General features: G+C 70.5%; 18 protein-coding genes. All 18 read right to left on the bottom strand.

Translation table 11 applies throughout. From position 1 onward, the window contains the following. Positions 1-48: 48 nt before the first annotated feature. Positions 49-1,689, bottom strand: coding sequence for a peptide ABC transporter substrate-binding protein (locus tag ACWCXH_RS02375; protein ID WP_449799441.1), 1,641 nt, complete (start codon positions 1,687-1,689; stop codon positions 49-51). Between the two features lie 446 nt (positions 1,690-2,135). Continuing rightward, positions 2,136-3,245, bottom strand: a complete 1,110-nt coding sequence (locus ACWCXH_RS02370; protein ID WP_449799440.1) for an ABC transporter ATP-binding protein — start codon at positions 3,243-3,245, stop codon at positions 2,136-2,138. After that, positions 3,235-4,287, bottom strand: a complete 1,053-nt coding sequence (locus ACWCXH_RS02365; protein WP_449799439.1) for an ABC transporter ATP-binding protein — start codon at positions 4,285-4,287, stop codon at positions 3,235-3,237. Before ACWCXH_RS02365 ends, ACWCXH_RS02370 begins: the two co-directional genes overlap by 11 nt. A gap of 16 nt (positions 4,288-4,303) precedes the next feature. Beyond that, entirely contained in the window at positions 4,304-5,302 is a 999-nt protein-coding gene (locus ACWCXH_RS02360) for an ABC transporter permease (RefSeq protein ID WP_449799438.1), read from the bottom strand. Beyond that, entirely contained in the window at positions 5,295-6,221 is a 927-nt protein-coding gene (locus tag ACWCXH_RS02355) for an ABC transporter permease (RefSeq protein ID WP_449799437.1), read from the bottom strand. The genes ACWCXH_RS02360 and ACWCXH_RS02355 overlap by 8 nt, the downstream gene beginning before the upstream one ends. 70 nt (positions 6,222-6,291) lie before the next feature. Next, positions 6,292-7,911, bottom strand: a complete 1,620-nt coding sequence (locus ACWCXH_RS02350; protein WP_449799436.1) for a peptide ABC transporter substrate-binding protein — start codon at positions 7,909-7,911, stop codon at positions 6,292-6,294. A gap of 179 nt (positions 7,912-8,090) precedes the next feature. Further along, positions 8,091-9,113, bottom strand: coding sequence for an ABC transporter ATP-binding protein (locus ACWCXH_RS02345; protein WP_449799435.1), 1,023 nt, complete (start codon positions 9,111-9,113; stop codon positions 8,091-8,093). Then, positions 9,106-10,158: an ABC transporter ATP-binding protein gene (locus ACWCXH_RS02340; RefSeq protein ID WP_449799434.1), complete on the bottom strand. Its 1,053-nt coding sequence runs from the start codon at positions 10,156-10,158 to the stop codon at positions 9,106-9,108. The genes ACWCXH_RS02345 and ACWCXH_RS02340 overlap by 8 nt, the downstream gene beginning before the upstream one ends. Before the next feature lie 19 nt (positions 10,159-10,177). Further along, positions 10,178-11,122 carry an ABC transporter permease gene (locus ACWCXH_RS02335; RefSeq protein WP_449799433.1) on the bottom strand — a complete coding sequence of 315 codons (945 nt, stop codon included), beginning with the start codon at positions 11,120-11,122 and terminating at the stop codon, positions 10,178-10,180. Further along, positions 11,115-12,059: an ABC transporter permease gene (locus ACWCXH_RS02330; protein WP_449799432.1), complete on the bottom strand. Its 945-nt coding sequence runs from the start codon at positions 12,057-12,059 to the stop codon at positions 11,115-11,117. The genes ACWCXH_RS02335 and ACWCXH_RS02330 overlap by 8 nt, the downstream gene beginning before the upstream one ends. 89 nt (positions 12,060-12,148) lie before the next feature. Further along, the gene (locus tag ACWCXH_RS02325) at positions 12,149-13,774 is read right to left on the bottom strand and encodes a peptide ABC transporter substrate-binding protein (RefSeq protein ID WP_449799431.1); all 1,626 of its coding nucleotides are present in this window, start codon (positions 13,772-13,774) and stop codon (positions 12,149-12,151) included. A 432-nt stretch (positions 13,775-14,206) separates the two neighbouring features. Beyond that, a complete protein-coding gene (typA, locus tag ACWCXH_RS02320) occupies positions 14,207-16,111 on the bottom strand; it encodes a translational GTPase TypA (RefSeq protein WP_449799430.1) in 1,905 nt (634 codons plus the stop codon). 331 nt (positions 16,112-16,442) lie between these two features. Further along, the gene (locus tag ACWCXH_RS02315; protein WP_449799429.1) at positions 16,443-18,236 is read right to left on the bottom strand and encodes an ABC transporter family substrate-binding protein; all 1,794 of its coding nucleotides are present in this window, start codon (positions 18,234-18,236) and stop codon (positions 16,443-16,445) included. Between the two features lie 93 nt (positions 18,237-18,329). Next, positions 18,330-20,927 (bottom strand): SpoIIE family protein phosphatase, encoded by a 2,598-nt coding sequence (locus tag ACWCXH_RS02310; protein WP_449799428.1) that lies wholly within the window; start codon positions 20,925-20,927, stop codon positions 18,330-18,332. Between the two features lie 263 nt (positions 20,928-21,190). Next, positions 21,191-23,959 carry a SpoIIE family protein phosphatase gene (locus tag ACWCXH_RS02305; protein WP_449799427.1) on the bottom strand — a complete coding sequence of 923 codons (2,769 nt, stop codon included), beginning with the start codon at positions 23,957-23,959 and terminating at the stop codon, positions 21,191-21,193. A 173-nt stretch (positions 23,960-24,132) separates the two neighbouring features. Next, positions 24,133-24,543, bottom strand: coding sequence for an NUDIX domain-containing protein (locus ACWCXH_RS02300; protein ID WP_449799426.1), 411 nt, complete (start codon positions 24,541-24,543; stop codon positions 24,133-24,135). A 10-nt stretch (positions 24,544-24,553) separates the two neighbouring features. Beyond that, positions 24,554-24,706: a hypothetical protein gene (locus tag ACWCXH_RS02295; RefSeq protein WP_449799425.1), complete on the bottom strand. Its 153-nt coding sequence runs from the start codon at positions 24,704-24,706 to the stop codon at positions 24,554-24,556. 117 nt (positions 24,707-24,823) lie between these two features. Beyond that, positions 24,824-26,194: a DUF4190 domain-containing protein gene (locus ACWCXH_RS02290; RefSeq protein WP_449799424.1), complete on the bottom strand. Its 1,371-nt coding sequence runs from the start codon at positions 26,192-26,194 to the stop codon at positions 24,824-24,826. Positions 26,195-26,292 lie beyond the last annotated feature (98 nt).

Below are 26,292 nucleotides of genomic sequence, written 5' to 3'. Positions count from 1 at the left end.
GGGTTTCCCGCGCCGCCCTCCGGGACGTACCGGTCAAGGGGACTCGGGTCAGGCGAGCTCGACGTCGGCCAGGTCGATCCGGCTCTGGGCGTCGATGATCACGTTCTTGACGCTCTTGGTGTAGGCGCCCGAGCTCATGTACGTGTAGACGGGGATGTAGGGCAGGTCCTTGAGCAGGATGTCGTCGGCCTGCTGGTACAGCTTCAGGCCCTCGTCCTCGGTCTTCGCCTGGTCGGCCTTGGCGAGCAGCGCCTCGAAGTCCTCGTTGACGTAGCCGCCGTAGTTGGAGCCGTTGTCGATGGCGATCTTCGAGAAGATCGGGCGGAGGTAGTCCTCGATGGACGGGTAGTCCATCTCCCAGGCCATGCGGAAGGCGCCCGAGTACTGCTTGGCCTGCAGCGCGTCGAGGATCTTGCCGAACTTCTCGAACGGCTTGAAGGTGACGTCGAGGCCGAGGTTGTTCTTCAGCTGGTTGCCGACGGCCTCGATCCACTCCTTGTGGCCGCCGTCCGCGTTGTAGCCGATCTCCAGCTTGTTGCCGGGCAGGCCGCCGGCCTGGGTGAAGAGCGCCTTCGCCTTCGCCGGGTCGTACTTGCAGGCGTCGCCGCAGGCGCCCTGCCGGTAGCCCGGGATGATCGGGTTGACGAAGTCGTCGGCCGGCTTGCGGGTGCCGGAGAAGATGGTCTTGGTGATGGCCTCGCGGTCGATCGCCATCGAGATCGCCTTGCGCAGGTCGGGCTTGGCGAACGCCGGGTTGGTCGAGATCGGGAATCCGATGTACCCGACCCCGGATTCCGGCTGGTAGACGTAGCGGTCACCGAACTCCTGGGCGACCGTCGCCATCGCCGAGATCGGCAGCTTGTTGGTGATCTGGATGTTGTCCGCGCGGAGGTCGTTGTACGCGGTTTCCAGCTTGTCGTAAATCTTGAAGGTGACCGAATCGAGCTTGGCCTTTTTGCCCGGGAACTTGTCGTAGCGCTTGACCTTGATCTGCTGGTTGTGCTGCCACGGGCCGTCCATCTGGAAGGGGCCGTTGCCGATCGGGTTATCGCCGAAGGCCTTCGGGTCGTTGAAGAACACCTTCGGGAGCGGGTAGAAGGCGTTGTACCCGAGCATGGTCTTGAACTGCGAGAACGGCGCCTTGAGGGTGACGGTGAAGGTCTTGTCGTCGACGACCTTGAGGCCCTTGAGCGCCGTGGCGGTGGGCTGCTTGTCCTTGCCGGGGGCGAGTTCGTCGGAGCCGAGGATCTTGTCGTAGAACGGCAGGCCCTGCGCGGCGTTGCTCTGGTTCGCGCCCCAGTTCCAGGCGTCGACGAAGGACTGCGCGGTGACCTTCTCGCCGTTGTGGAAGGTGTAGCCGTCCTTGAGCTTGATCGTCCAGACGGTGGAGTCCGGGGAGTCGATCGACTCGGCCATGTTCAGCCGGGGCGTGCTGGTCTTGGGATCGTAGTCGACGAGCCCGACGAAGAGCGCGTACTCGACCTGGGAGCCCTCGGACTCGGCGGTGTTCTGCGGGACCAGGCCGTTCTGCGGCTCACCGAGCTCGACGCTGATCGAACCGCCGGTCCTGCCGTTCGCGCTCGCCCCCTCCGGGGACTTCTTGTCGCTGCCGCCCGTGCTGCACGCGGAGACCGCGAGTGCCGCGCAGGCCGCCATCGCGGTCAGGCGCATCGTCTTGGTGGGCCTCATTCAACTGCTCCTCGTTTTAGGGGCTTACGAACGAACGGCGCCCCGCCACTCGGTGTGCCGGGCATGGCGGAGGTCGACATCTCAGGGCCGATCCGCGCAGTTGGCGAGGTGACCACTGATACGCGCAAGGCAACTATCGATCAACCGACCCCCCTTTCGGAATCCACGTCACATATCTTTTCAATTACGCGCCCGAGTCGGTCCGGACAATGCTCGCCAAATTCCCGCATATCGCATCCGGCGGCCACCCGTTTCAAACCCCGGAAGGCGGACAATGATCTCCGGTATTCGCGCGTTTACGAGGGGTAATTGATCTTTTCCCGGCGTTTGCGCAGCACAGCCGAGGGCGCGCCCTCGAATCGAGGACGCGCCCTTGGTTCGCGCCGCCTGCCGCGACGTCGACCGAATTGTTACCCGACCGCGGCGGCCCCGGCCGCTCTCGCGCTCTACCCGATCTCGCGCTCCGCCGCGCTCTGCCCGATCTCGCGCTCCGCCGCGAAGTGACACGCCGACTCGTGCCGGGCCGGCCCGTCCAGCCACGTCGGCGCCGCGAGCAGCGGGACCTCCACCACGCATCGCTCCTGCGCCTTCCAGCAGCGGGTGCGGAAGCGGCAGCCCGACGGCGGGTTGGCCGGCGACGGCACGTCCCCGGTCAGCACGATCCGGTCCCGCGACTCCCGCGCGGTCGGGTCGGGCACCGGCACCGCGGAGAGCAGTGCCTGAGTGTACGGGTGGGTGGCGTGGTCGTAGATCTCCGTGTCGGAGCCGATCTCGACCATCTTGCCGAGGTACATGACCCCGACGCGGTCGGAGATGTGCCGGACGATCGAGAGGTCATGGGCGATGAACATGTACGAGAGGTTGAACTCGCCCTGGAGCTTCTCCAGCAGGTTGATCACCTGCGCCTGCACCGACACGTCGAGCGCCGACACCGGCTCGTCGCAGATGATGATCTCCGGCTTGAGCGCCAGCCCCCGTGCGATGCCGATGCGTTGACGCTGCCCGCCGGAGAACTGGTGCGGATACCGGTTGATGTACTCGGGGTTGAGCCCGACGACGTCCAGGAGATCCTGAACGGCCTTGCGGCGGTCCCCCTTCGGCGCCACCTCGGGATGGATCTCGTACGGCTCGCCGATGATGTCGCCGACGGTCATCCGCGGGTTCAGCGAGGTGTACGGGTCCTGGAACACCATCTGGATGTTCCGGCGCACGGCCTTCAGCGCCGCCCCCGACAACCGGGTGATGTCCTGGCCCTTGTACCGGACGGATCCCCTGGTGGCCGGCTCCAGGTTCATCAGCACCTTGGCCAGCGTGGACTTGCCACACCCGGACTCGCCGACGATGCCCAGCGTCTCGCCCTGCATCAGGTCGAAGCCGACCCCGTCGACCGCCTTCACCGCACCGACCTGCTTCTTGAACAGGACCCCCTTGGTCAGCGGGAAGTGCTTGATCAGGTCGCGGACTTCGAGGATCGGCTCGCCGCGCGCCACGTCCTGGTTGAACGCGAGCTCCTCCGGCGTGGTCGCCCCCAGCGCACTCGCCCCGTTACCGGTCATGGAGCGTCTCCTTCCAGAAGAAGCAGGCACTGCCCCGCCCGGCCAGCGGCGTGTCGTCGTCCTCGGTCACGGGGAACAGCTCCGGCACCTCGGCCCGGCAGATGTCCTGCGCCCGCGGGCAGCGCGGGTTGAAGGCGCACCCCTTGGGGATCCGCAGCAGGTTGGGCGGCAACCCCTTGATCGCGTAGAGCTCCTGGCCCTTCTGGTCCAGGCGCGGGATCGAGTCCAGCAGACCCCGGGTGTAGGGGTGCGCGGGCCTTGCGTACAGCTCGTGCACGGGCGCCGTCTCGACGATCCGTCCCGCGTACATCACCGCGATCTTGTCCGCGACGTCCGCGACGACGCCGAGGTCGTGGGTGATCAGGATCAGGCCCATCCGGAACTCGGCCTGCAGCTCGGCCAGCAGGTCCATCACCTGGGCCTGGACGGTCACGTCCAGCGCGGTGGTGGGCTCGTCCGCGATGATCAGGTCCGGTTCGAGCGCCAGCGCCATCGCGATCATGATGCGCTGGCGCATGCCGCCGGAGAACTGGTGCGGATAGTCGTTCACGCGCTGCTTCGCCGCCGGGATGCGCACCCGGTCCATCAGCTCGACGGCCTTGTCCCCGGCCTCCTTGCGGGACGTCCCGTGGTGCGCGCGGAACATCTCGCCGAGCTGGAAGCCCACGCTGAGCACCGGGTTGAGCGAGGACAGCGCGTCCTGGAAGATCATCGCGATCTTCCGGCCGCGGATCCGCCGCCGCTCCTCCCGGCCCATCTTGAGCATGTCCTGGCCGCGGAAGCGGATCTCCCCGCGCGGGATGCGGGCCGGCGGCATGTCCAGGATTCCCATGATCGCCTGCGCCGTCACCGACTTGCCCGATCCGGACTCGCCGAGCACCGCCAGCGTCTCCCCCGCCCGGACGCTGTAGTTGACCCCGTTGACCGCCCGGGCCACGCCGTCCCGCGTGACGAACTCGACGTGCAGGTCCCGCACGTCGAGCAGCGGTCCCTCGTACGGCGCCTCCCGCCCCGGTTTGGTGGTGTCCACAGCTGTAGTCACGATGCGCTCCCCTCGCTCAGCGAAGCTTCGGGTCGAGGGCGTCGCGCACCGCGTCGCCCAGCATGATGAAGGCCAGCACGGTGACGGAGAGCGCCGCGGCCGGGAAGAACAGCACGTACGGCGCCGTCCGGATCACCTTCTGGGCGGAGGAGATGTCGATGCCCCAGGAGATGGTCGGGTCCTGCAGACCGATGCCGAGGAAGCTCAGCGTCGCCTCGGTCGCGATGTAGCCGCCGAGCGCGATGGTCGCGACGACGATCACCGGGGCGATCGCGTTCGGCAGGATGTGCCGGAACATCAGCCGCCCGGTCCCGGCCCCGAGCGCCCGTCCGGCCACCACGTAGTCGGCCTGTTTGACGGTCAGCACGGCACCGCGCATGACGCGGGCGATCTGGGTCCAGCCGAGGAAGCCCAGGGCGATGACCACGCTCCACACCGTGCGGGTGGAGAAGGCGTTCAGCAGCACCAGCGAGCCGAGCAGCAGCGGGATGCCGAAGAAGATGTCGACGATCCGGGAGATCACCGCGTCCACGCCGCCGCCGAAGTACCCGGCGATCATGCCGGCCAGCCCGCCGAGCACGGTGACCGTCGCGGTGACGCAGATGCCGACGGTGATCGAGGCGCGGGCGCCGTACACCACGCGGGCGTAGATCGAGCGGCCCTGCCCGTCGTAGCCGAACCAGCCGGCCCCGAAGACGTCCGACCAGTCCGGCCGGCGCAGGTAGTCGTGCACCAGGTCGGCCTTGCGCGGGTCGGCGTCGGTGAACGCCCACGGGAAGATCGCCATGATCACCAGCAGCAGGATCAGCACCGCCGAGACCAGGAAGATCGGCCGCCGCCGCAGGTCCCGCCAGGCGTCGCCCCAGAGGCTGCGGGCCGCCTCCCGCTTGACCACGTCGCTCTCGACCAGGGTCTCCTGCTCGACGGCCATGCCCTGCCCGCCCGCGTAGTCGAGGCGCGAGACCCCGGGCTTGGGGTGCGGCTCGTACGAGTCCTCGTCGTGGATGTCAGGCATAGCGGATCCTCGGGTCCAGGACCGCGTAGAGCAGGTCGACGAGGAGGCTGGCGACCAGGTAGACGATCACCAGGACGGTCACGATGCCGACCACCGTCGGCCCCTCCTTCTGGTTGATCGCCCGGTACAGGACGTTGCCGATGCCCTGCACGTTGAAGATGCCCTCGGTGACGATCGCGCCGCCCATCAGGGCGCCCAGGTCGGTGCCGAGGAACGTGACCACCGGGATCAGCGAGTTGCGCAGCAGGTGGCGGGAGATGACGGTCCGCCGGGGCAGGCCCTTGGCGACCGCCGTGCGCATGTAGTCGGCCCGCAGGTTCTCGCCGATGGAGGTGCGGGTGAGCCGGGCGACGTACGCGAGCGAGAGCGAGCCGAGCACCATCGCCGGCAGGAGCAGCTGGGAGAGGTCGTAGCTGTCCTGCACCGTCGGCGTGACCCAGCCCAGGTTGGTGGCGAACACCGTCTGCGCGATGTACGCGAGGACGAAGACCGGGATCGAGATCACCAGCAGGGTGAGGATCAGCACCAGGGTGTCCTGCGGACTGCCGCGCTTGAGGCCGGAGACGAGCCCGAGGCACAGGCCCAGGATCATCTCGAACACGAAGGCCAGCAGCGCGAGCCGGATGGTGACGGGGAAGGCGCCCGCCATGATGTCGGTGACCGGGCGGCCGGTGAAGCTGGTCCCGAAGTCCCCCTGGAAGAGGTTCCCCATGTAGTGCAGGTACTGCTTCCAGACCGGCTGGTCGAGGTAGTACTTGTGCTTGATGCTGGCCACCACGGCCGGGTCGGCGGCCTTCTCGCCGAACAGCGCCGCCACCGGGTCCCCCGGCAGCGTGTAGACCATCAGGAAGATCAGCAGCGTGGTGCCGAAGAACACCGGGATCATCTGCAGCACCCGCCGCAGCACGTAACTGCCCATCCGGGCCTCCTTCCTAGCTGGCCGGGCCCCGCCCTCCGTGCGGGGAGGGCGGGGCCGGCGGGAGAGGGGATCAGCCCTTGACCTCGACCTGGGTCCAGGCCGGGTTGCCGAAGGAGTCGAACTTCACGTTCTGCACCTTGGTCGAGAAGCCCGAGTTGGTGCGGTAGTACCAGAGCGGGATGGCCGGCATGTCGCCCGGCAGCACCGCCTCGGCCTTCTGGTAGCCGGAGACCGTGTCCGCGACGCTGGAGGCCTCGTCGGCCTGCTTGGCGAGCTGGTCGAACTTCGCGCTGCTGTAGCCGAAGTCGTTGGACGCGGCGCCGGTGCGGTAGACGTCCGACAGGAAGTTGGCGTTCAGCGGGTAGTCCTGCACCCAGCCGGTGCGGAAGGCGCCGTTGAGCTGGTGCTTGGTGATCGCCGCGCGGGCCGTCTTGAAGTCGGGCTTCGGGTCGCCGGTGCAGTCGACACCGGTGCTCTGCCGGATCGAGTTGCAGACCGCGTCGACCCACTCCTTGTGGCCGCCGTCCGCGTTGTAGGTGATGGAGAGCTTGTTGCCGGGGACGCCGCCGCCCTCGGTGATCAGCGCCTTGGCCTTGGCCGGGTCGAACTTGCAGGAGTCGCCGCAGGCGCCGTCCTTGTAGCCCTCGACGCCCTCGGCCACCCACGCGCTGGCGGCCTTGCGGGAGCCCTGGAGCACCGTCTTGGTGATGGTGTCGCGGTCGATCGCCATCGACAGGCCCTGGCGGACCTTGGCCTTGTCCGGCGAGGCCCAGTCGGCCTGGTAGAGCGTGAAGCCGATGTTCTGGATGGCGCCCTGCGGGGCGTCGATCGCCCGGTCGCCGAGGTCGCTCTTGTAGGTGGCCAGCGCGGACGGCGGCACCTGGTCCATCACGTCCAGGTTGTTGGACTGGAGGTCGGCGTAGGCGGCCTCGGACGTGTTGTACATCTTGAAGACGATGCCGCCGTTCTTCGGCTTGTCCACGCCCTGGTAGTCCGGGAAGGTCTTGGTGACCACTTCCTGGTTGTGCGACCAGCTGACGAACTGGTAGGGCCCGTTGCCCACCGGCTTCTGCCCGTACCCGGCCGGGTCCTTGAAGAAGGCGTCCGGCAGCGGCGCGAAGGCGATGTAGCCGAGCTTGTACTCGAAGTACGAGACCTTGTTGCTCAGCTTGACGGTGAAGTGCAGGTCGTCGGTGACGGTCAGGCCGGACATCTTGTCGGTGGTCGGCTGGCCGGCGGCCGGGTGGACGTCCTTGTAGCCCTCGATGTCGGAGAACCAGGAGCTGTTGATCTGGTTGTTGGTGGTGGCCGCGCCCCAGTTCCAGGCGTCGACGAAGTTCTTGGCGTGCACCGGGGTGCCGTCGTGGAACTTCCACCCGTCCTTCAGCGTGATGGTGAAGGTCTGCGAGTCACTGGTGTCGATCTTGTCCGCGACCTGCAACCGGATCTTGGCCGTGGTCGGGTCGTAGTCGACCAGCCCCTTGAAGAGGTTCTGCAGGATGCGCCCGCCGCCGACCTCGTTCGCGTTGGCGGGCTGCAGCGGGTTCTGCGGCTCGCTGCTCTGGTAGCTGAAGGTCTTGCTGGTGTCGGACGAGCTGGTGCCGCCTCCGCCGCTGCTGCACCCGGTGGCCACCAGGACCACGGACGTCGCAGCGGCGAGGACCCAACGAGCACGGGCGGCTACGGGCATGGAGGTCCCTCCTCAAGGTGTGTGTCGCATCACACCCCATGAGAAGCGCGCTCCGACGACGGCGCGAGCCGAGTACCCCCGGACGGGTGCGGTGACCGCGCGTGGAGTTGACGGAACGCCGGAAGGGCCCGTGGCGGGGAAGCCACGGGCCCTTCCGGGTGCGTCACGGGTGCCGGCGATCAGGCCGCGGCCGTCTCCGTCTCCCGCACCTCGGCGAAGTGGCAGGCCGACTCGTGCGCGGCCGGGCCCTTCAGCAGCGAGGGCACCGCGAGCAGCGGGAGCTCCTCGGAGCAGCGGTCCTCCGCCTTCCAGCAGCGGGTGCGGAAGCGGCAGCCGGACGGCGGGTTGGCCGGCGAGGGGATGTCGCCGGTCAGGATGATCCGGTCGCGGCTCTCGCGCGCGGTCGGGTCCGGCACCGGCACCGCGGAGAGCAGCGCCTGGGTGTACGGGTGGGTGGCGTTGTCGTAGATCTCCTCGTCCGTGCCGATCTCGACCATCTTGCCGAGGTACATCACGCCGACGCGGTCGGAGATGTGCCGGACGATGGAGAGGTCGTGGGCGATGAACATGTACGACAGGCCGAACTCGCCCTGCAGCTGCTCCAGCAGGTTGATCACCTGCGCCTGGACGGACACGTCCAGGGCGGAGACCGGCTCGTCGCAGATGATGATCTCGGGCTTGAGCGCGAGGCCGCGGGCGATGCCGATGCGCTGGCGCTGGCCGCCGGAGAACTGGTGCGGGTACCGGTTGATGTACTCCGGGTTCAGGCCGACGACGTCCAGGAGGTCCTGGACGGCCTTGCGGCGGTCGCCCTTCGGGGCCACCTCGGGGTGGATCTCGAACGGCTCGCCGATGATGTCGCCGACCGTCATGCGCGGGTTCAGCGAGGTGTACGGGTCCTGGAACACCATCTGGATGTTCCGGCGCACGGCCTTGAGGGCCTGGCCGGTCAGCTTGGAGATGTCCTCGCCCTTGAACAGCACCTGGCCGGAGGTGGCCCGCTCCAGGTTCATCAGCACCTTGGCCAGCGTGGACTTGCCACAGCCGGACTCGCCGACGATGCCGAGCGTCTCGCCCTTCATCAGGTCGAAGGAGATGCCGTCGACCGCCTTGACCGCGCCGACCTGCTTCTTGAAGAGGATGCCCTGGGTCAGCGGGTAGTGCTTGACCAGGTCCTTGACCTCCAGGATGGGCTCAGCCATGGAGGGTCTCCTTCCAGAGGTGGCACGCGCTGCGGCGGCCGGTGAGCTCCTTGCCGTCCTTGTCGGTCACCTGGTGCAGCGCCGGGATCTCCGTGCGGCACAGGTCGGTGGCGACGTCACAGCGGGGGTTGAACGCGCAGCCGGCCGGGACCTTCAGCAGGTTCGGGGGCAGACCCTTGATCGCGTACAGCTCCTGGCCCTTCTGGTCCAGGCGCGGGATGGAGCGCAGGAGGCCCTTGGTGTACGGGTGCGCCGGGTTGGCGTACAGGTCGCGCACCGGGGCCGTCTCGACGATCCGGCCGGCGTACATGACGGCGATCTTGTCCGCGACGTCGGCGACCACGCCGAGGTCGTGGGTGATCAGGATCAGGCCCATGTTGTACTCGGCCTGCAGCTCGGCGAGCAGGTCCATCACCTGGGCCTGGACGGTCACGTCCAGGGCGGTGGTGGGCTCGTCGGCGATGATCAGGTCGGGCTCCATGGAGAGCGCCATCGCGATCATGATGCGCTGGCGCATGCCGCCGGAGAACTGGTGCGGGTAGTCGCCCACGCGCTGCCTGGCGGCGGGGATGCGGACCCGCTCCATCAGCTCGATGGCCTTCTCCCGGGCCTCCTTCTTGGAGGCGCCGCGGTGCACCCGGAACATCTCGCCCAGCTGGGCGCCGACGGTCATGACGGGGTTCAGCGAGGACAGCGCGTCCTGGAAGATCATCGCGATCTTCTGGCCGCGGATCAGCCGGCGCTCCTCCTCCTTCATGGCCAGCATGTCCTGGCCACGGAAGAGGATCTGGCCCTGGCTGATCTTGCCGGGCGGCATGTCGAGGATGCCCATGATGGTCTGGGCGGTCACCGACTTGCCGGAGCCGGACTCGCCGAGCACCGCCAGGGTCTCGCCGGCGGCCACGGAGTAGTTGACGCCGTTCACGGCCTTCGCGACGCCGTCCCGGGTGTGGAACTCCACGTGGAGGTCCTTGACCTCCAGCAGCGGGGTGCCAACTTCGAGCCGGCCGCTCTTCTGGTTCTGGTTCTCGATCACGGTGGTCATCGGGTCGTCACCTCTTCTCTCAGCGGAGCTTCGGGTCGAGGGCGTCGCGCACCGCGTCGCCGAGCATGATGAAGGCCAGCACGGTGACGCTCAGGACCGCGGCGGGGAAGAGCAGCACGTGCGGGGCCGCCAGGAAGCGGACCTGGGCGTCGCTGATCATCAGGCCCCAGGAGATCTGCGGCGGCTGGACGCCGATGCCCAGGTAGGACAGCGCGGCCTCGGCACCGATGAAGACGCCCAGGCTGATCGCGGCGACGACGATGACCGGTGCGATGGCGTTCGGCAGGATGTGCCGGAAGGTGATCCGGCCGGAACCGGCGCCCAGGGCGCGGGCGGCCATCACGTAGTCGTTGTTCTTGTTGGAGAGCACCGACGCACGCATGATGCGGAAGATCTGCGGCCAGCCGAGCACGGCCATCACCAGCGAGACGCTGTAGGCGTTACCGGCGAACGGCAGCATCGACATGATCAGCATGCCGCCGAGCAGGGTCGGGATCGAGAAGAAGATCTCGGTCACGCGCGACAGGATCGAGTCGATGACCCCACCCTTCCAGCCGGCCCACAGACCGAGGAGGGAGCCGACCACGGTGACCAGGGTGGTGGTCAGGATGCCGACGATGATCGAGTTGCGGGCGCCCCAGATGGTGCGGGTGTAGTTGTCGCAGCCCTGGACGTCGTAACCGAACCAGTGGTCGGCGCTCGGGCGCTCCAGCGAGTGCGACAGGTCGCACGCACCGTTGTCGAACGGGCTGCCGTCGGTGAACCACCCCGGCACGATCGAGATGACGATCAGCGCCAGCACCAGCACACCGCCGATGATGAACAGCGGGTTGCGGCGCAGGTCGCGGGCCGCGTCCGACCACAGGCTGGCGACGCGCTCCGGCTTCGCGGCCTTCGCCGGCGCGGCCTTCGGGTCGTTGCCCCCGGCCGGCGCCGAGGCGTCCTTGGTGATGGTGTCACTCATAGCGAATCCTCGGGTCGAGCACGGCGTACAGCATGTCCACGAGCAGGGTGGTCAGGAGGTAGATCAGCACCAGCAGCGTGACGATGCCGACGATGACCGTGCCCTGCTTCTGGTACACGGCCTGGGCGATGAGGCCACCGATGCCGTGCATGTTGAAGATCTTCTCGGTGATCACCGCACCGCCCATCAGGCCACCGAGGTCGGCACCGAGGAAGGTGACGATCGGGATCAGGGCGTTGCGCAGGGCGTGGCGGCCGATCACCCGACGGCGCTTCAGGCCCTTGGCGACCGCGGTGCGGACGTAGTCCGCGCGCATGGTCTCCATCAGGCTGGTGCGGGTCAGTCGGGCGACGTACGCGAGCGAGAGCGACGCGAGGACGAGAGCCGGCAGCAGGTAGGCGCGGAGCCCGTCCTCTTCGTTGAACGAGACCGCGAAGAAGTCGATGCCGTACGAGTTCTTCAGCTGGACGCCGAGCACCAGCTGGAGGATGAAGCCGGTGACGAAGACCGGGACCGAGATGACCAGCAGGGTGCTGAGGAGCACGAGCTGGTCGAGGAACTTGCCCTTGCGAAGGGCCGCCATGACACCCGCCGCCACACCGACGACCGCCTCGATGACGAAGGCCACCACGGCGAGGTTGACGGTGTAGGGGAACGCCTCGCCGAGCATGTCGGCCACCTTGCGACCTTGCAGGCTCTCGCCCAGGTCGCCGCGGAAGACACCCGAGATGTAGTCCCAGTACTGAACGAAGAACGGCTCGTTCAGGTGGTACTTCTGACGGATCATCTCCGCCACGATCGGGTCGGCGCGCTTCTCGCCCGCCAGCGCCTGCACCGGGTCACCGGGCAGGAAGAAGACGATCGCGTAGATCAGGAACGTCGCACCGATGAGAACAGGGATCGCCTGTATCAACCGGCGGATCACATAGCGGCCCATCAGACCTCCATACTTTCGGACAAGGAAGGGAGGCGGGCGGAGCCGGACTGTGGTCCGGTCCACCCGCCCCCGATCGTCTGACTACCGGATCAGCCGGCCATCTCAACTTCGGCCAGGTTGTAGCGCATCTGCGCATCCGTGTTGAAGTTCTTGATCTTCTTGGTGTACGCAGCGGAGGACTGGTACGTGTAGACCGGGATGTACGGCATGTCCTTGATCAGGATGTCGTCGGCCTGCTGGTAGAGCTTGATGCCCTCGTCCTCGGTCTTCGCGGCGTCGGCCTGGGTCAGCAGGCTCTCGAACTGGTCGTTGACGTAACCGCCGTAGTTCGAGCCGCTGTCGATGGCGACCTTCGAGAAGATCGGGCGCAGGTAGTCCTCGATCGACGGGTAGTCCATCGACCAGGCCATGCGGAAGGCGCCCTGGTACTGCTTGGCCTGCAGCGCGTCCAGGATCTTGCCGAACTTCTCGAACGGCTTGAAGGTGACCTCGACGCCGAGGTTCTTCTTCAGCTGGTTGCCGACGGCCTCGATCCACTCCTTGTGGCCGCCGTCGGCGTTGTAGCCGAGCTCCAGGGTGTTGTTCGGCAGACCGCCGGCCTGGGTGAAGAGGTCCTTGGCCTTGGCCGGGTCGTACTTGCAGGCGTCGCCGCAGGCGTCCTTGCGGTAGCCGTTGATCAGCGGGCTGACGAAGTCCGAGGCCGGGACGCGGGTGCCGGCGAAGATCGTCTTGGTGATCGCGTCACGGTCGATCGCCATCGAGATCGCCTTGCGGATCTCCGGCTTCTGGTAGGCCGGGTTGTAGGCGATCGGGAAGCCGATGTAGCCGATGCCCGACTCCGGCTTGTTGATGTAGCGGTCGCCGAACTCGCTGGCGACGGTGGACATCGCGGAGATCGGGAGCTTGTTGGTGGCCTGGATGTTGTCGGCGCGCAGGTCGTTGTACGCGGTGTCCAGGTTGTCGTAGATCTTGAAGGTCACGTTCTGCAGGTGGGCCTTGGTGCCACCGTAGTTGTCGTAACGCTTGATCTTGATCTGCTTGTTGTGGTCCCAGTCGCCGTCCATCTGGAAGGGACCGTTGCCGATGGGGTGCTCACCGAAGGCCTTCGGGTCGTTGAAGAACGCCGTCGGCAGCGGGTAGAACGGGTTGTAGCCCAGCATCGTCTTGAACTGGGAGAACGGCGCCTTCAGGGTGACGGTGAAGGTCTTGTCGTCGACGACCTTCAGGCCCTTGAGCTCCTTGGCGGTGGGGGTCTTGCCCTTGCCCGGAGCCAGCTCGTCGGAGCCGAGGATCTTGTCGTAGAAGGGCAGGCCCTCGGCGGCGTTGTCCTGGTTGGCGCCCCAGTTCCAGGCGTCCACGAAGGACTTGGCGGTGACCTTCTCGCCGTTGTGGAAGGTGTAGCCGTCCTTGAGCTTGATCGTCCAGGTCGTGCTGTCCGTGGAGTCGATCGACTCGGCCATGGCGAGCTTCGGCGCGTTGGTCTTGATGTCGTAGTCGACCAGGCCGGTGAAAAGCGCGTACACCACCTGGGTGCCCTCGGACTCCGCGGTGTTCTGCGGAACCAGACCGTGCTGGGGCTCACCGAGCTGGACGGCGATGCTGCCGCCGTCCTTCGAGGCCGAGTCACTGCTCTTCGAGCTGGTGCTGCAAGCGGTCGCCGCCAGGGCGATCGCGGTCGCCGCGACGAGCCACTTGGTCTGGGTTGCACCACGCATGGGGGATGCCTCCTGAAATCGACTTTCCAACGAGGAGAGCACCGCGGATGGTTGACACCGGATCCGCCGTGCCGTCCGCGCTCGTGGTTTCGGCGCGCACCCCTGCGCGTTAACCCTTGACCCGAGCCTGACTGGCTCCACTATCCGTCACGCACGGACACGAAAGTGACCAGTGCCGATCTCAATTAGGTCACATGAACGGTCGGTAAGTTTCGAAAACCGGACATATGAGACATAGTCAGACAGGTACCAAACGGACAGCCGTCATGAATGACGGACTGGCGCGTCCGCTCAGCGGACACCCCAGTGTGATAGGCGTTATTCCGTTTATACGCGCGTCGACAACTTGGGGTGATTGAAAAAGTTCGCCCCCCTCTCCATTTGGAAAGGGGGGCGAAGCTTTCCGGCCAAAGGCCGATCAATCCGTCCGGGTCACGCCTTCTTGGCGCGCGAGGCGGTGCGGCCGCGGTCCTTCTGGTCGAGGACGACCTTACGGATGCGAACCGTCTCCGGGGTCACCTCGATGCACTCGTCCTCGCGGCAGAACTCCAGCGACTGCTCCAGCGAGAGCTTGCGCGGCGGGACGATCGACTCGGCCACGTCGGCGGTCGAGGACCGCATGTTGGTGAGCTTCTTCTCCTTGGTGATGTTCACGTCCATGTCGTCGGAGCGCGAGTTCTCGCCGACGATCATGCCCTCGTACACCTCGGTGCCCGGCTCGCAGAAGAGCACGCCGCGCTCCTGCAGGTTGGTCATCGCGAAGGCGGTGACCACGCCGGCCCGGTCGGCGACCAGCGAGCCGTTGTTGCGGGTGGTCAGCGTGCCGAACCACGGCTCGTGGCCCTCGTGGATCGAGTGGGCGATGCCGGTGCCGCGGGTGTTGGTGAGGAACTCGGTGCGGAAGCCGATCAGGCCGCGGGACGGCACGACGAACTCCATGCGGACCCAGCCCGAGCCGTGGTTGGACATGTTGTCCATCCGGCCCTTGCGGACGCCCATGAGCTGGGTGACGGCACCCATGTGCTCCTCGGGGACGTCCACGGTGAGGCGCTCGACCGGCTCGTGGGTCTTGCCGTTGACCTCCTTGGTGACCACCTGCGGCTTGCCGACGGTCAGCTCGAAGCCCTCACGGCGCATGGTCTCGATCAGGATGGCCAGCGCCAGCTCACCGCGGCCCTGCACCTCCCAGGCGTCCGGGCGCTCGGTGTCCAGGACGCGCAGCGAGACGTTACCGATCAGCTCGCGGTCCAGGCGGTCCTTCACCTGCCGGGCGGTGACCTTGCGGTCCACCTTGGCGCCGGACTTGGCGTCCGCGCCCTTGCCGCTGCCGCCACGGCCGACCAGCGGCGAGGTGTTGGTGCCGATGGTCATCGAGATGGCCGGCTCGTCCACCGTGATCAGCGGCAGCGCGACCGGATTCTCCGGGTCGGCCAGGGTCTCGCCGATCATGATGTCGGAGATGCCGGCGACGGCGCAGATGTCACCGGGGCCCGCCACCTCGGCCGGCTTGCGGGTGAGCGCCTCGGTCATCAGCAGCTCGGAGATGCGGACGTTCTGGATCGAGCCGTCGCGCTTGATCCAGGCCACGGTCTGGCCCTTGCGCAGCTCGCCCTGCTCGACGCGCAGCAGCGCGATGCGGCCGAGGAAGTTGTCGGCGTCCAGGTTGGTGACGTGGGCCTGGAGCGGCGCGTCCTCCTCGTAGCTCGGGGCCGGGACGTGCTCCAGCAGGGTGGAGAAGAACGGCTCCAGGCTGGTGCTGTCGGCCGGGACGGTGCCGTTCTCCGGCTTGGTCAGCGAGGCGACGCCGTCACGGGCGCAGGCGTAGACGATCGGGAACTCGATCTGGTCCTCGTCGGCGTCCAGGTCCAGGAAGAGGTCGTAGGTCTCGTTGATGACCTCGTCGATCCGGGAATCCGGGCGGTCCGTCTTGTTGATGCAGAGGATGACGGGCAGACGGGCCGAGAGCGCCTTGCGGAGCACGAAGCGGGTCTGCGGCAGCGGGCCCTCGGAGGCGTCCACGAGGAGCACGACCGCGTCCACCATCGACAGACCGCGTTCGACCTCGCCGCCGAAGTCGGCGTGGCCCGGGGTGTCGATGATGTTGATGGTGATCGGCGCACCGCCGTCCTTGGGGTGGTACTTGACCGCCGTGTTCTTCGCGAGAATGGTGATGCCCTTCTCGCGCTCCAGGTCGTTCGAGTCCATCATGCGGTCGTCGAGCTGCTGGTGGGCGGCGAAGGCGCCGGCCTGCTTCAGCATGGCGTCGACCAGAGTGGTCTTGCCGTGGTCGACGTGGGCGACGATGGCGACGTTACGGATGTCGTTGCGCGTGGGCATGCCTAGCGGATTCTCCCGGAATCGTGGGTTACGGCGCCCGGCCGCGATACGCGCACTTGCGACCCCTGTCGGTCGCCGCCACCCGTTCGCCTGCTACTACCGGTCCACCCGCCGGGCATCTGGACATGCCTCGGCTTTCTCCTATGGTACGGGGAAGGGCGCACCAGGGCGGAAACGAGCCCATCGGGCGGGACCAAGATCACAGCCGGGTCACGCCGGCCGGCGGCGGTGGCGGCGCCGGCGGTGGTCCTGAACGGGCGGGAAGGACCCCGTCTTCCGCCCGGGCGAACCCGCCTTCGCCGCCGCGTCGCCCGCGGGCGACGCGGCCCCGCTACGAGGCCCGGGACCACCCCACGTCCTGGAAGCGTGGCCAGCCGAAGCCCCACACCCCGGCACCGACCACGCCCGAGCGGACGCCGACCAGCTCCGGCCGCTGGTAGAGCGGCACCGAGTGGCCGAGCTGCCAGATCCGGGTGTCCGCGTCCTGGAGCAGGCCCAGGCGGGTGGCCGGGTCGAGTTCGCCGGCCGCCCGGTCGAAGAGGCGGTCGATCTCCTCGGTGCCGCTGCGGGCGTAGTTGGTGCCGGGGTCGAGGACGCCGGCGAGGTCCGGCCGGGGCTTGGCGTACGCGGGGCGCTGCTGGCTCGCCGGGCTGGGGCCGGCCGGCCAGGAGAACAGGGCGAGGTCGTAGTCCCCGGCCGCGAGGTGCTCCTTGACGAAGGTGTCGGCGGGCGCGGTCACCGTGCGCAGCGCGACGCCCTGCTCGGCGAGGCCCGCGGTGAGCGCGTCCGCGGTGCGCTTCGCGGTCGCGGAGCCGGCCGGGATCAGCAGGTCGAAGGCGAGCGCCTTGCCGTCCTTGGTCCGCGTGCCGCCGCCGTCCGGCCGCTTCCACCCGGCCTCGTCGAGCAGCTGGGCGGCGTCGGCGGGGCCGGCGGCCGCGCTGTTGTCGCGGTAGCCGTCCTGGTCCCCCGCGAGGAGGTGGCTGCCCAGCGTGGCCGGGGCGATGCCGAGCGGGGTGAGGGCCGCGTCGGCGACGCGTCGCCGGTCGACGGCCCGACCGAGGGCGAGCCGGAGCGCGGGGTCGGTGAGCGGCCCCCGGGCGGCGTTGAGAGTGAGCTGGGTGAGCGAGGCCGCGGCGGCCCGGTGCACGGTGACGCCCGGCAGCGACTCGGCCCGCCGCAGGGCGAGCGCCGCCGCCTCGGGAGCGGCGGCGGGCGGCGAGGCCGTAGCCTCGGGGCTCACGGACGGTGCGGGCGGCACCGCCCGGTCCACCGCGGCCGTGAGCGGGGCGATGTCCAGCTCCTCCTGGTCCAGCGCGTCGAGCCGCCGCTCGGGCGCCGCCGCGACGAAGTCGATCCGGTCGGCCTTCGGCAGGTCGCCCCACCAGAGCGGGTTGCGCGCCACCGTCACCCGCCCGCCCTCGGCGTCGTACTGGGACACCGCGTACGGCCCGGCGGTGACGTGGCCGCCGCCCGCGAGCGCCTGGTTGAACGCCGCGGCGGTGGACGTCTCGGCCGCCGGGTAGAGCGGCCCGAACAGGGAGCGCCACTCGGCGTACGGCCGCCGGAAGGTGACCCGGACCTCGCGCGGGTCGGCGCCCTGGGCGATCGAGTCGATGGCGTCGTACCCGCCCGGGTGCTCGCCCCGGTACGCCGGGTCGAGGCCGCAGAGCGCGGCCCGCTGGGCGATGAGGTCGGCGGCGGACAGCGGGGTGCCGTCACTCCAGACGGCGTGCGGGTTGAGCCGGTACGTGACGACCTGCGGCTGCTGACCGGGCGGGGTGGACTCGGCGCCGGCCAGGTAGTCCGGGTCGGGGACGAGCCGCCCGTGCTCGTCGGGCCGGAACAGCGACGGGTAGAGGGCGTGCGCGAGCAGCGCCGAGTCGGCGGTCGCGGCGGGCTGGTAGACGTTGAGCGTGGCGGGGACCCGGTCCACCGCCCAGTGCAGCGTGCCGCCGTCCCGGACGGCGGTCCGGTCGACGGGCCGGACGTCCCCGGTGGAGGCGGTGACCTCGGGGACGGGCTCGGGGGCGGGGGGTCGGGCGGGGGCCGGACCGTCGGAGCAGCCGCCGAGGACGGCGGCGAGCAGCAGCGCGGCGGCTGCGGCGGGGAGCTGGCGGACACGCATGGCCGCCATCGAACGCCGACCGGCCGGGCGCGCCCGCGCCGACACGGCGGACCGCCGGGCGACTGCACCCGGACGGCCGATCCCCCGGGCGCGTCAGAGCGCCAGCTCGAACCAGACGATCTTGCCCTTGGGCGTCCGCCGGCTGCCCCAGCGCTCGGCGAGCAGGCTGACGAGCTGCAGGCCGCGCCCGCCCTCGTCGGTCTCCTGCGCGCGCCGTTGCCGGGGCTGGGCGTAGCCGTCGTCCCACACCTCGCAGACCATGCCGCGATCGCGCAGCAGCCGCAGCCGGATCTCGCCGCGCCCGTGCTTGAGCGCGTTGGTGACCAGTTCGCTGACCAGCAGCTCGGTGGTGTCGACGAGCTCGTCCATGCCGCGCGCGAGCAGCCAGCTGCACGCGAGTTCGCGGGCCTTGGCGACGGAGGTGGGCTCGGGCGGCAGGAACCAGTTGCCGACGCAGTCCTCGGGGAAGGCGTGCACCTTGGCCATCAGGAGGGCGATGTCGTCCTCGCCGTGGTGCGGGTTGAGCTCGCCGAGGACGTGGTCGCACAGCTCTTCGAGCCCCTTGCCCTCGACCGAGAGGGCGGTGCGGAAGGCGCGCAGGCCCTCGTCCAGCTGGTGCTTGCGGCTCTCCACGAGGCCGTCGGTGTAGAGGCCGAGGACGGCGCCGTCGGGGAGCGTCAGCTCGACCTCCTCGAAGGGCTCGCCGCCGACGCCGAGCGGCAGGCCGGGCGGCACGTCGAGCATCCGGGCGGGCTCGCCGGGGCCGAGCAGGACGGGCGGCAGGTGGCCGGCGTTGGCGAACACACAACGCCGGGTGACGGCGTCGAAGACGGCGTAGACGCAGGTGGCCAGGTAGACCTCGCGGGCCTCCTCGTCGGCCGTCGAGGTGAGCCGCCCGTACGGGCTGGCCGGGCCGGCCGGCACGGAGTCGTCGCCGAGGCCGCGGGCGATCTCGTCGAGGGCGCCGAGCACCTCGGCGGGGTCGAGGTCGAGCATCGCGAGGGTGCGCACGGCGGTGCGCAGCTGGCCCATGGCGACGGCGGCACGCAGGCCGCGGCCCATGACGTCGCCGATCACGAGCGCGGTGCGGTTGCCGGGCAGCGGGATGACGTCGAACCAGTCGCCGCCGACCTCGGTGTTGTTGTTGCTGGGCAGGTAGCGGCAGGCGATCTCCAGGCCGCTGGCGGCGGGGTTGCCGGGCGGCAGGAGGCTGCGCTGGAGGATCAGGGCGCGCTCGTGCTCGCGGCGGTAGAGCCGGGCGTTGTCGATGCAGACGGCGGCGCGGGCGACGAGCTCCTCGGCGATGGCGACGTCGCGGGCGTCGAAGGGCTCGCTGCCGATGGCGCGGGAGAGCTGGACGAGCCCGAGCACCTGGTCGCGGGCGACCAGCGGGACGATCAGGGTGGAGCGCAGCAGCGGGTCGGGACCGGGCTCGGGGACGACGCTGCGGCCGGTGCGCAGGGCCCGGGCGTGCGGGGAGCGGCGCGGGTAGCAGAGCGTGCCGCCGGCCTCGGCGATGGGCAGGCCGGTGACGGAGCCGAGCACCGAGGAGGCGCCGCCGACGACGCTGGAGACGGCGACCCGGCGCAGTTCGCCGCTGCCGTCGGTGAGGACGGTGTCGCCGAGCCGGCCGGTGCTCGGGACGCTCTCGCCGGAGAGCAGCGCGGTGTAGAGGTCGACGGTCGCGAGGTCGCAGAACGGCGGGACGACGACGTCGAGCAGTTCCTTGGCGGTGGTCTCCAGGTCGAGGGTGGAGCCGATGTGCGCACTGGCCTCGTTGAGCAGGGCGAGGTTGCGGCGGACGCCGTCGGCCTCGCGCTCGGCGACGTGCCGGCTGGTGACGTCGGAGACCTGCCCGGCGACGCCGATGGGCTGCCCGGCGGCGCCGTTGAGGCGGTAGAGCGAGACGGCCCAGAGCCGGTTGCCCTCGCGGGTGGGGACGACGCCGTGGAAGCGCAGGTCGAAGACGGGCTCGCCGGTGGCGAGGACCTTGCGCAGGGCGGCGCTGAGCCGGTCGGCCTCGGAGGGCGGGAAGAGGTCGTGCGGGGTGAGGCCCTCGAGGTCGGCGGGGGTCAGGCCCATGCCGGAGGCGAAGGCGTCGTTGACGCGCTGGAGGCGCAGCCGGCCGTCGAACAGGATGAAGCCGGTCGGGGTCTGGCCGAAAACCGCCTCGGAGGCGGCGAGATCGGTCTCGACGCGGCGCAGCCGGCCGAGGTCGACGGCGAGACAGGTGGCGCCCGCGGCGGGCGGGGGGCTGTCGGGCATCAGGTACAGCTCGGCGAGGCCCTCGCCGCCGGCGGCGTCGAGGTAGGGGGTGGTGCCGACCCACTCCTCGCCACCGAGGGTGCGCTCCAGCCGGGCGCGGCCGCGCTGCCAGAGTTCGCGGGGGACGAAGGTGGTGATCGGGTCGGCGCCGACCGCGTCGGCGGCGGGGACGCCGAAGAACTCGGCGGCGCGCTCGCTCCACTGGCTGATCCGCCCGTCGGGTCCGATCGCGAAGGTGGCGACCCGGATGTAGTCGTAGACCGAGCCGGCGCCCGCGTGGGTGCCGGCGTGGGCGGCGTGGCGCCGGCCCTCGGCCGCGGCGGCCGGGCGGGCCGCCGGGGCGGGCAGGTGCGGTGAACCGGCCTGCCCGGGTACAGCGGCATGACTGCTGCTGCTCGGCGCGTTCCGCGCCGGGGTGCTGTTCAACGGACCGACCCCTCCAACCCGCGACCGTCCGGATGTCGAGAAGACCGAGTATTCATCATCGAGGGGTACGTTCACACGCCCTCAACATCACAACATCAGATCGGGCGAAGGTTTTTGTCCTACCGCCCGCGCAACCACAATGCCACGCCCGCGCCCCCTTCCGGAGTGCGCGCTCCCCCCGGCCTCCAGGTGGCATATGCGGCCCCGTTCTACTCGCGTCCCGCTGGCGGGCAGTGCCGTCGGTGACAGGCCCGCGACTCGGCTCACGGCCCGTCGGGCTCATTACCCGGGAGCGCCTGCTCGAACCAGACGACCTTGCCGATCCCCTCGGCCCTGGCGCCCCAGCGCAGCGCGAGCCGACGGACCAGCTCCAGGCCCCGCCCGCCCTCGTCCGCCTCGGCCGCGTGCCGCTCGCGGGGCGGGTCCGGCAGCGGGTCGGAGACCTCGACGAGCAGCGTCTCACCGAGCGTCAGCCGGACCCCGATCGGGGCGCTGGCGTACCGGACGGCGTTCGTGACGAGCTCACTGACCAGCAGTTCGGCGGTGTCGGTCAGCTCCTCGACGCTCCACTCGGCGAGCGTGGAGCGCACCAGCCGACGGGCCCGGGAGACGGCGGTGGGCTCGGCGGGCAGCGTCCAGCCGGCCGTCGGGATGCCGGCCTGGCCGTGGCCGAGCCGGGCGAGCAGCAGCGCGACGTCGTCCGGCTCGCGCCCCTGCTCCATGGTGTCGAGCACCGCCTCGCAGGCGGCCTGGATCGAGGCGTACGGCTCCTGGAGCACGGTGACCAGCCGGCCGAGGCCGACGTCCAGGTCCTTGTCCCGGGACTCGACCAGGCCGTCGGTGCACAGCGCGAGCAGGCTGCCCTCGGGGATCTTCAGTTCGACCGCCTCGAACGGGACGCCGCCGACGCCGAGCGGGGCGCCGGAGGGCAGGTCGAGGATCCGGCCGGCGCCGCCGGGCAGCGGGCTGCCGGTGCGGGTCGGCTCCCCGGTCTCCTGGCCGGGCACCACGAGCACCGGGGGGATGTGCCCGGCCTTTGCGACGGTCAGCCGGGCCGTGCCGGGGTCGAACACGGCGTAGACGCAGGTGGCGAGCAGCGCCTCGTCCGGGCCCTGGGCGAGGTCGTCGGCGAGCTCGTGGACGTGCCGCAGCAGCACGTCCGGCGGCAGGTCGAGGGCGGCGAGCACCCGGACGGCGGTGCGCAGCCGGCCCATGGTGGCGGCGGCGCGCAGGCCGTGGCCCATGACGTCGCCGACGACCAGCGCGGTGCGGTCGCCGGGCAGCGGGATGACGTCGAACCAGTCGCCGCCGACCTCGGTGCCGCTGGAGCCGGGCACGTAACGGTAGGCGACCTCGACGCCGGTGGGCTGCGGGACCTGCTGCGGGAGCAGGGTGCGCTGGAGGGTCAGCGCGGCGGTGCGCTCGCGGGCGTAGAGGCGGGCGTTGTCGAGCGAGCTGCCGGCCCGGTCGGCGAGTTCGACGGTGAAGGCGAGGTCGTCCCGGTCGAAGCCCTCCCGGTAGCCGGCCCGGCTGACCAGCAGCAGGCCGATCACGATGCCGCGGGCGCGCAGCGGGACGACGAGCATCGAGTGCACGCCGAGGTCGTGGGCGGCCTGCATCTTCGGGTCGCCCGGGTAGGTGACGTCGTTCAGCTGGTCGGCGCCGGAGAGCAGTTCGGGGACGCCGGTGCGCAGCACCCGGCCGCAGGCGGAGTCCTCGGCGAAGGTGATCCGGGCGCCGCGGCGGAGCATCACGTCGACCTCGGGGCCGTCCTGGACGGAGGCGGTGCCGAGCTGGAGCAGCGAGGTGCGCCGGTCGTGGCCGTGCCGGGGCAGGTCGTCGCCGTGGGCGACGGCCTGGAGCAGGATCACCGCGGAGTGGTCGGTGAGCCGGGGGACGACGGAGCTCGCGAGCTCCTGGGCGATCCGGGAGGCGTCGAGGAGGTCGCCGACCCGGGAGCCGAACTCGTTGAGCAGGGAGAGCCGGCGCCGGGCGTGCTCGACCTTGGCGACGGCCCGGTAGCGCTCGGTGACGTCCATCACGGTGCCGGAGATGCCGAGCACCCGGCCGGAGCGGTCGGTCATCCGGCTGTAGGAGATCGAGCGGTAGCCGGAGCGGGCGGTGACCGGGGAGGCGAGGGTGACGTCGATGACGGGCTCGCCGGTGGCCAGCACCTGGCGCTGGATGGCGGTGATCTCGTCGGCGGCCCGCTCGGGCAGGGTCTCACCGGTGGTGCGGCCGACGTGGTCCTCGGTGGCGATGCCGTTCATCTCGGCGAGGGTCCGGTTGACGGCGGTGTAGCGCAGGTCGGTGTCGAGGACGGCGATGCCGAGCGGTGACTGCTCGAACAGCGCGTCGCGCACCGCGAGGTCCCGCTCGACGGCCCGGACGGCCGCCGCCTCGGCCAGGTTGACCTGGAGGAACGGGGTGCCGTCGCCGTCCACCAGCAGCGAGATCCGGGCGTCCACGGCGAGCGGCACGCCGTCCCGGTCGCGCAGTTCGGCGGGCCCGGCCCAGCGGCCGTTGCGCAGGGTGTCCTGGATGGCGGCCTGGATCCGGGTGACCTGCTGGTGGTCCGGGATCAGCTCGTCGATCCGGCGGCCGACCAGCAGCTCGTTCGGCCAGCCGAGCAGTTCCTCGGCGGCGGGGCTCCAGAGCACCACGCGGCCGGCGGTGTCGAGGATCGCGATGGCGACCTTGAGCATGTCGAGCAGGCTGCCCTCGGCCGGGGTGCCGGCACCGCGCGTCGGCTCGAAGAGCCCGCCGGGGAACGGCCGGCCGGGGCGGCTGCGCAGGCCGGCCCGGGTGCCGGGGCCGGGGACGGCGAGGGTCGGCGCGGGCCGCGGGGTGCCGGCTTCGGCGCCGCCGGGAGCGGCCTCGGTGACGGCGGCCGGCCCGGTGCCGCGGCGGCGGACGGCGGACGGCTGCGGAGCGGCCGGGCGGGCGCCGCGGCGCAGCCGGGCGCGGGCGGCGGCGCTCCCCGCGGTGCCTGTCCGCCGTGCTCCCCCGCCGCCGTTCCCGGTATTCGACACCGACGGGGCCTCCGGCTCTGGTCGGGATCGGCGGCACCGGCCGGGACGGCTCACCGATGGTGACGAAATGTGCCGAAAAGTGACACACCCAGCAGAACCCAGGCTATCCCGGCTCCCGGGTCGTCTTGTCCGATTGACCTATCTGGCGTCTTGCGCGTCGGGCCGTACGGCGCTCAGGCCCGCAGGAGCCCGGCGACGTACGGCAGGACGTCCCGGTCGTGGTCGATCCAGTCGACGGAGTCCAGCTCGTCCGGGCCGAGCCAGCGCAGTTCGTCGTGGTCCTCCAGCGGGCGGGGGTCGCCGGAGAGCAGTTCGGCGGCCCAGAAGCGCAGCTCCAGGCCCGGCCGGACGGCCCACGCGCCGGGCAGCCGCCGCAGCGCCCTGGCCCGGACGCCGAGTTCCTCCAGCAGCTCGCGCTCCAGCGCGTCGGCCTCGCTCTCGCCGGGCTCGGCCTTGCCGCCCGGGAACTCCCAGCGCCCGGCCACCGCGGCGGGGGCGCTGCGGCGCGCGGCCAGCACCCGCCGCTCGTGGACGATCGCACCGCCGACCACGATCCGGACGGCGGCCTGCTCCTCGACGTTCATGGGCCCGAGCCTATGCGTCCTCGGCCTCGACCCAGTACAGCTGCTTGTGCCCGCGGGCCTCGAACTCGGCCGCGAGGTGCTCGGCCTCGGACTTCGCGAGGCCGCGTGCGACGACGAAGCGGTTGCCGTTGTCGTCCTGCCGCATCACCCGAAAGGTGCCCATGGCGGGAGCGTATCCCCGGCCTGCGTGGGGGTCGGGCCGGGGATACCTGCCCGGAACCGTACGCGCGGATCGCTACCGGCAGGTACGGGCCCGGTTAACTCCGGGTAAGACGGCGCGTCAGACCCGGAGGTCGGGCACCTGCTCGCCGGTGGACAGGCCCAGCTCGCGGCGGACGTCGACGCTCAGCGGGGTGGTCCTGGCCGTCGCCTGCTCGGCCCGCCGGACCTCCCCCGCGAGCGCGGTGGGGTCGGCCGTCCGCGCGGCGGAGTCCCAGGCGGCGGCCGCGTCCCGCTGGGCCGCGACGAGCGCCGCGATCTTCGGCTTGGCGCCGTCCGACCAGGGCGCCGTCGTGCGGGACAGCTGCTCGGCCTCGGTGCGGGAGGCGGCGGCCATCTGCTTGGCCCAGGTCACGTACTCGGGGCCGGCGGTCTCGACGTCGCCCTTGGGCCGGTTCGCGTAGGCCGAGTTGAAGCCGCGGACGGCCTCCAGGTAGGTGAGCTGGGCGGAGTTCAGGCTGCCGCGGTCGGTGCGGACGGTGCCCACGTGCTCGGCGTCGCGGTCCTCGAAGGCGCAGGTGACGTACCGTTCGCCGGACTTCCAGTTGCCGCTGGTCGGGTAGAGGTAGATCTCGTCCATGCCGTCCGGGATCGCCCACTGGTCGAGGGCGTAGTTGTCGAGCACCGGGTGGCAGAGTTCGGCGGCGCGCCCGCGGATCGTCGACTCGCCCGGGTAGGGCTGGCCGGTGCTCGACGGGATCGGGGAGGTACCGGCCACCTCGCCGTGGTGCGGGGCTGAGCAGGGCACCTTGCGGACCCAGTACACGGTCTCGTCGCCGCCGTCCGGGTCGGTCCGGCTGCCCCCGTCCGGGGAGTTGTAGCAGTCCCCGGACTTGAGGGCGGACCAGCGGACGGAGCCGGCCGGGGCCTTGGGCGGCCGGCCGGAGCCGCCGGCGCGGTCCGGCCCGTCCCCGGCCACCAGCGCGCCGAAGCCGGCGAGAGCGGTGAGCAGGATGCCGAGCACGCCGAACACCAGGCCCGTCACGGCCATGCCCAGGCCGCGCTCGCCGCGCTTCCTGATCTGGACCAGCGCGACGACCGACAGCACGAGGGCGACCGGCCAGAAGCAGGTGAGGCCGGTCACGAGCGCGCCGATGGCGAAGCCGTTGATCTGCCTGGGGTACGGGGGGTACCGGGTGTAGTCGTAACCGGGCTGGAAGCCGGAGTACGCGCCGGGCGGCACCGACGCCCAGCCCCCGGCGGTCCCGCCGGACGGCGGCGGGGGCTGGGGCGGTGCCAAGGCCGGGGCGCCGGCCGGGGCGGCCCACGGGTCGGCGGGCTGCGGGGCGTCGGCGGGTGCCTCGACGGGCGGCGCGTCCGCGGGCGCCGCCGGCGGGACGTCCTTCTTGTGGAGGTCGACCCGGTCCGCCGGGTCCGCGGGCGCGGGGTTCTCCGGCCCGGGGACGGGCGCGTCGGGATCGGGCTTGGACACGTGGGCTCCCCCGGCCCGGCGGTGCGGGCGTCAGTTCTGCGTCGGCGGCGTTCGGCGGTGTTCGGCACACGGCGCGGATCGCAACGGGCCCGCGAACG

It is taken from the genome of Kitasatospora sp. NPDC001660 (assembly GCF_053596725.1).
The sequence above is the reverse complement of the archived record's forward strand: the minus strand, read 5'-3'. Positions and strand labels throughout refer to the sequence as shown.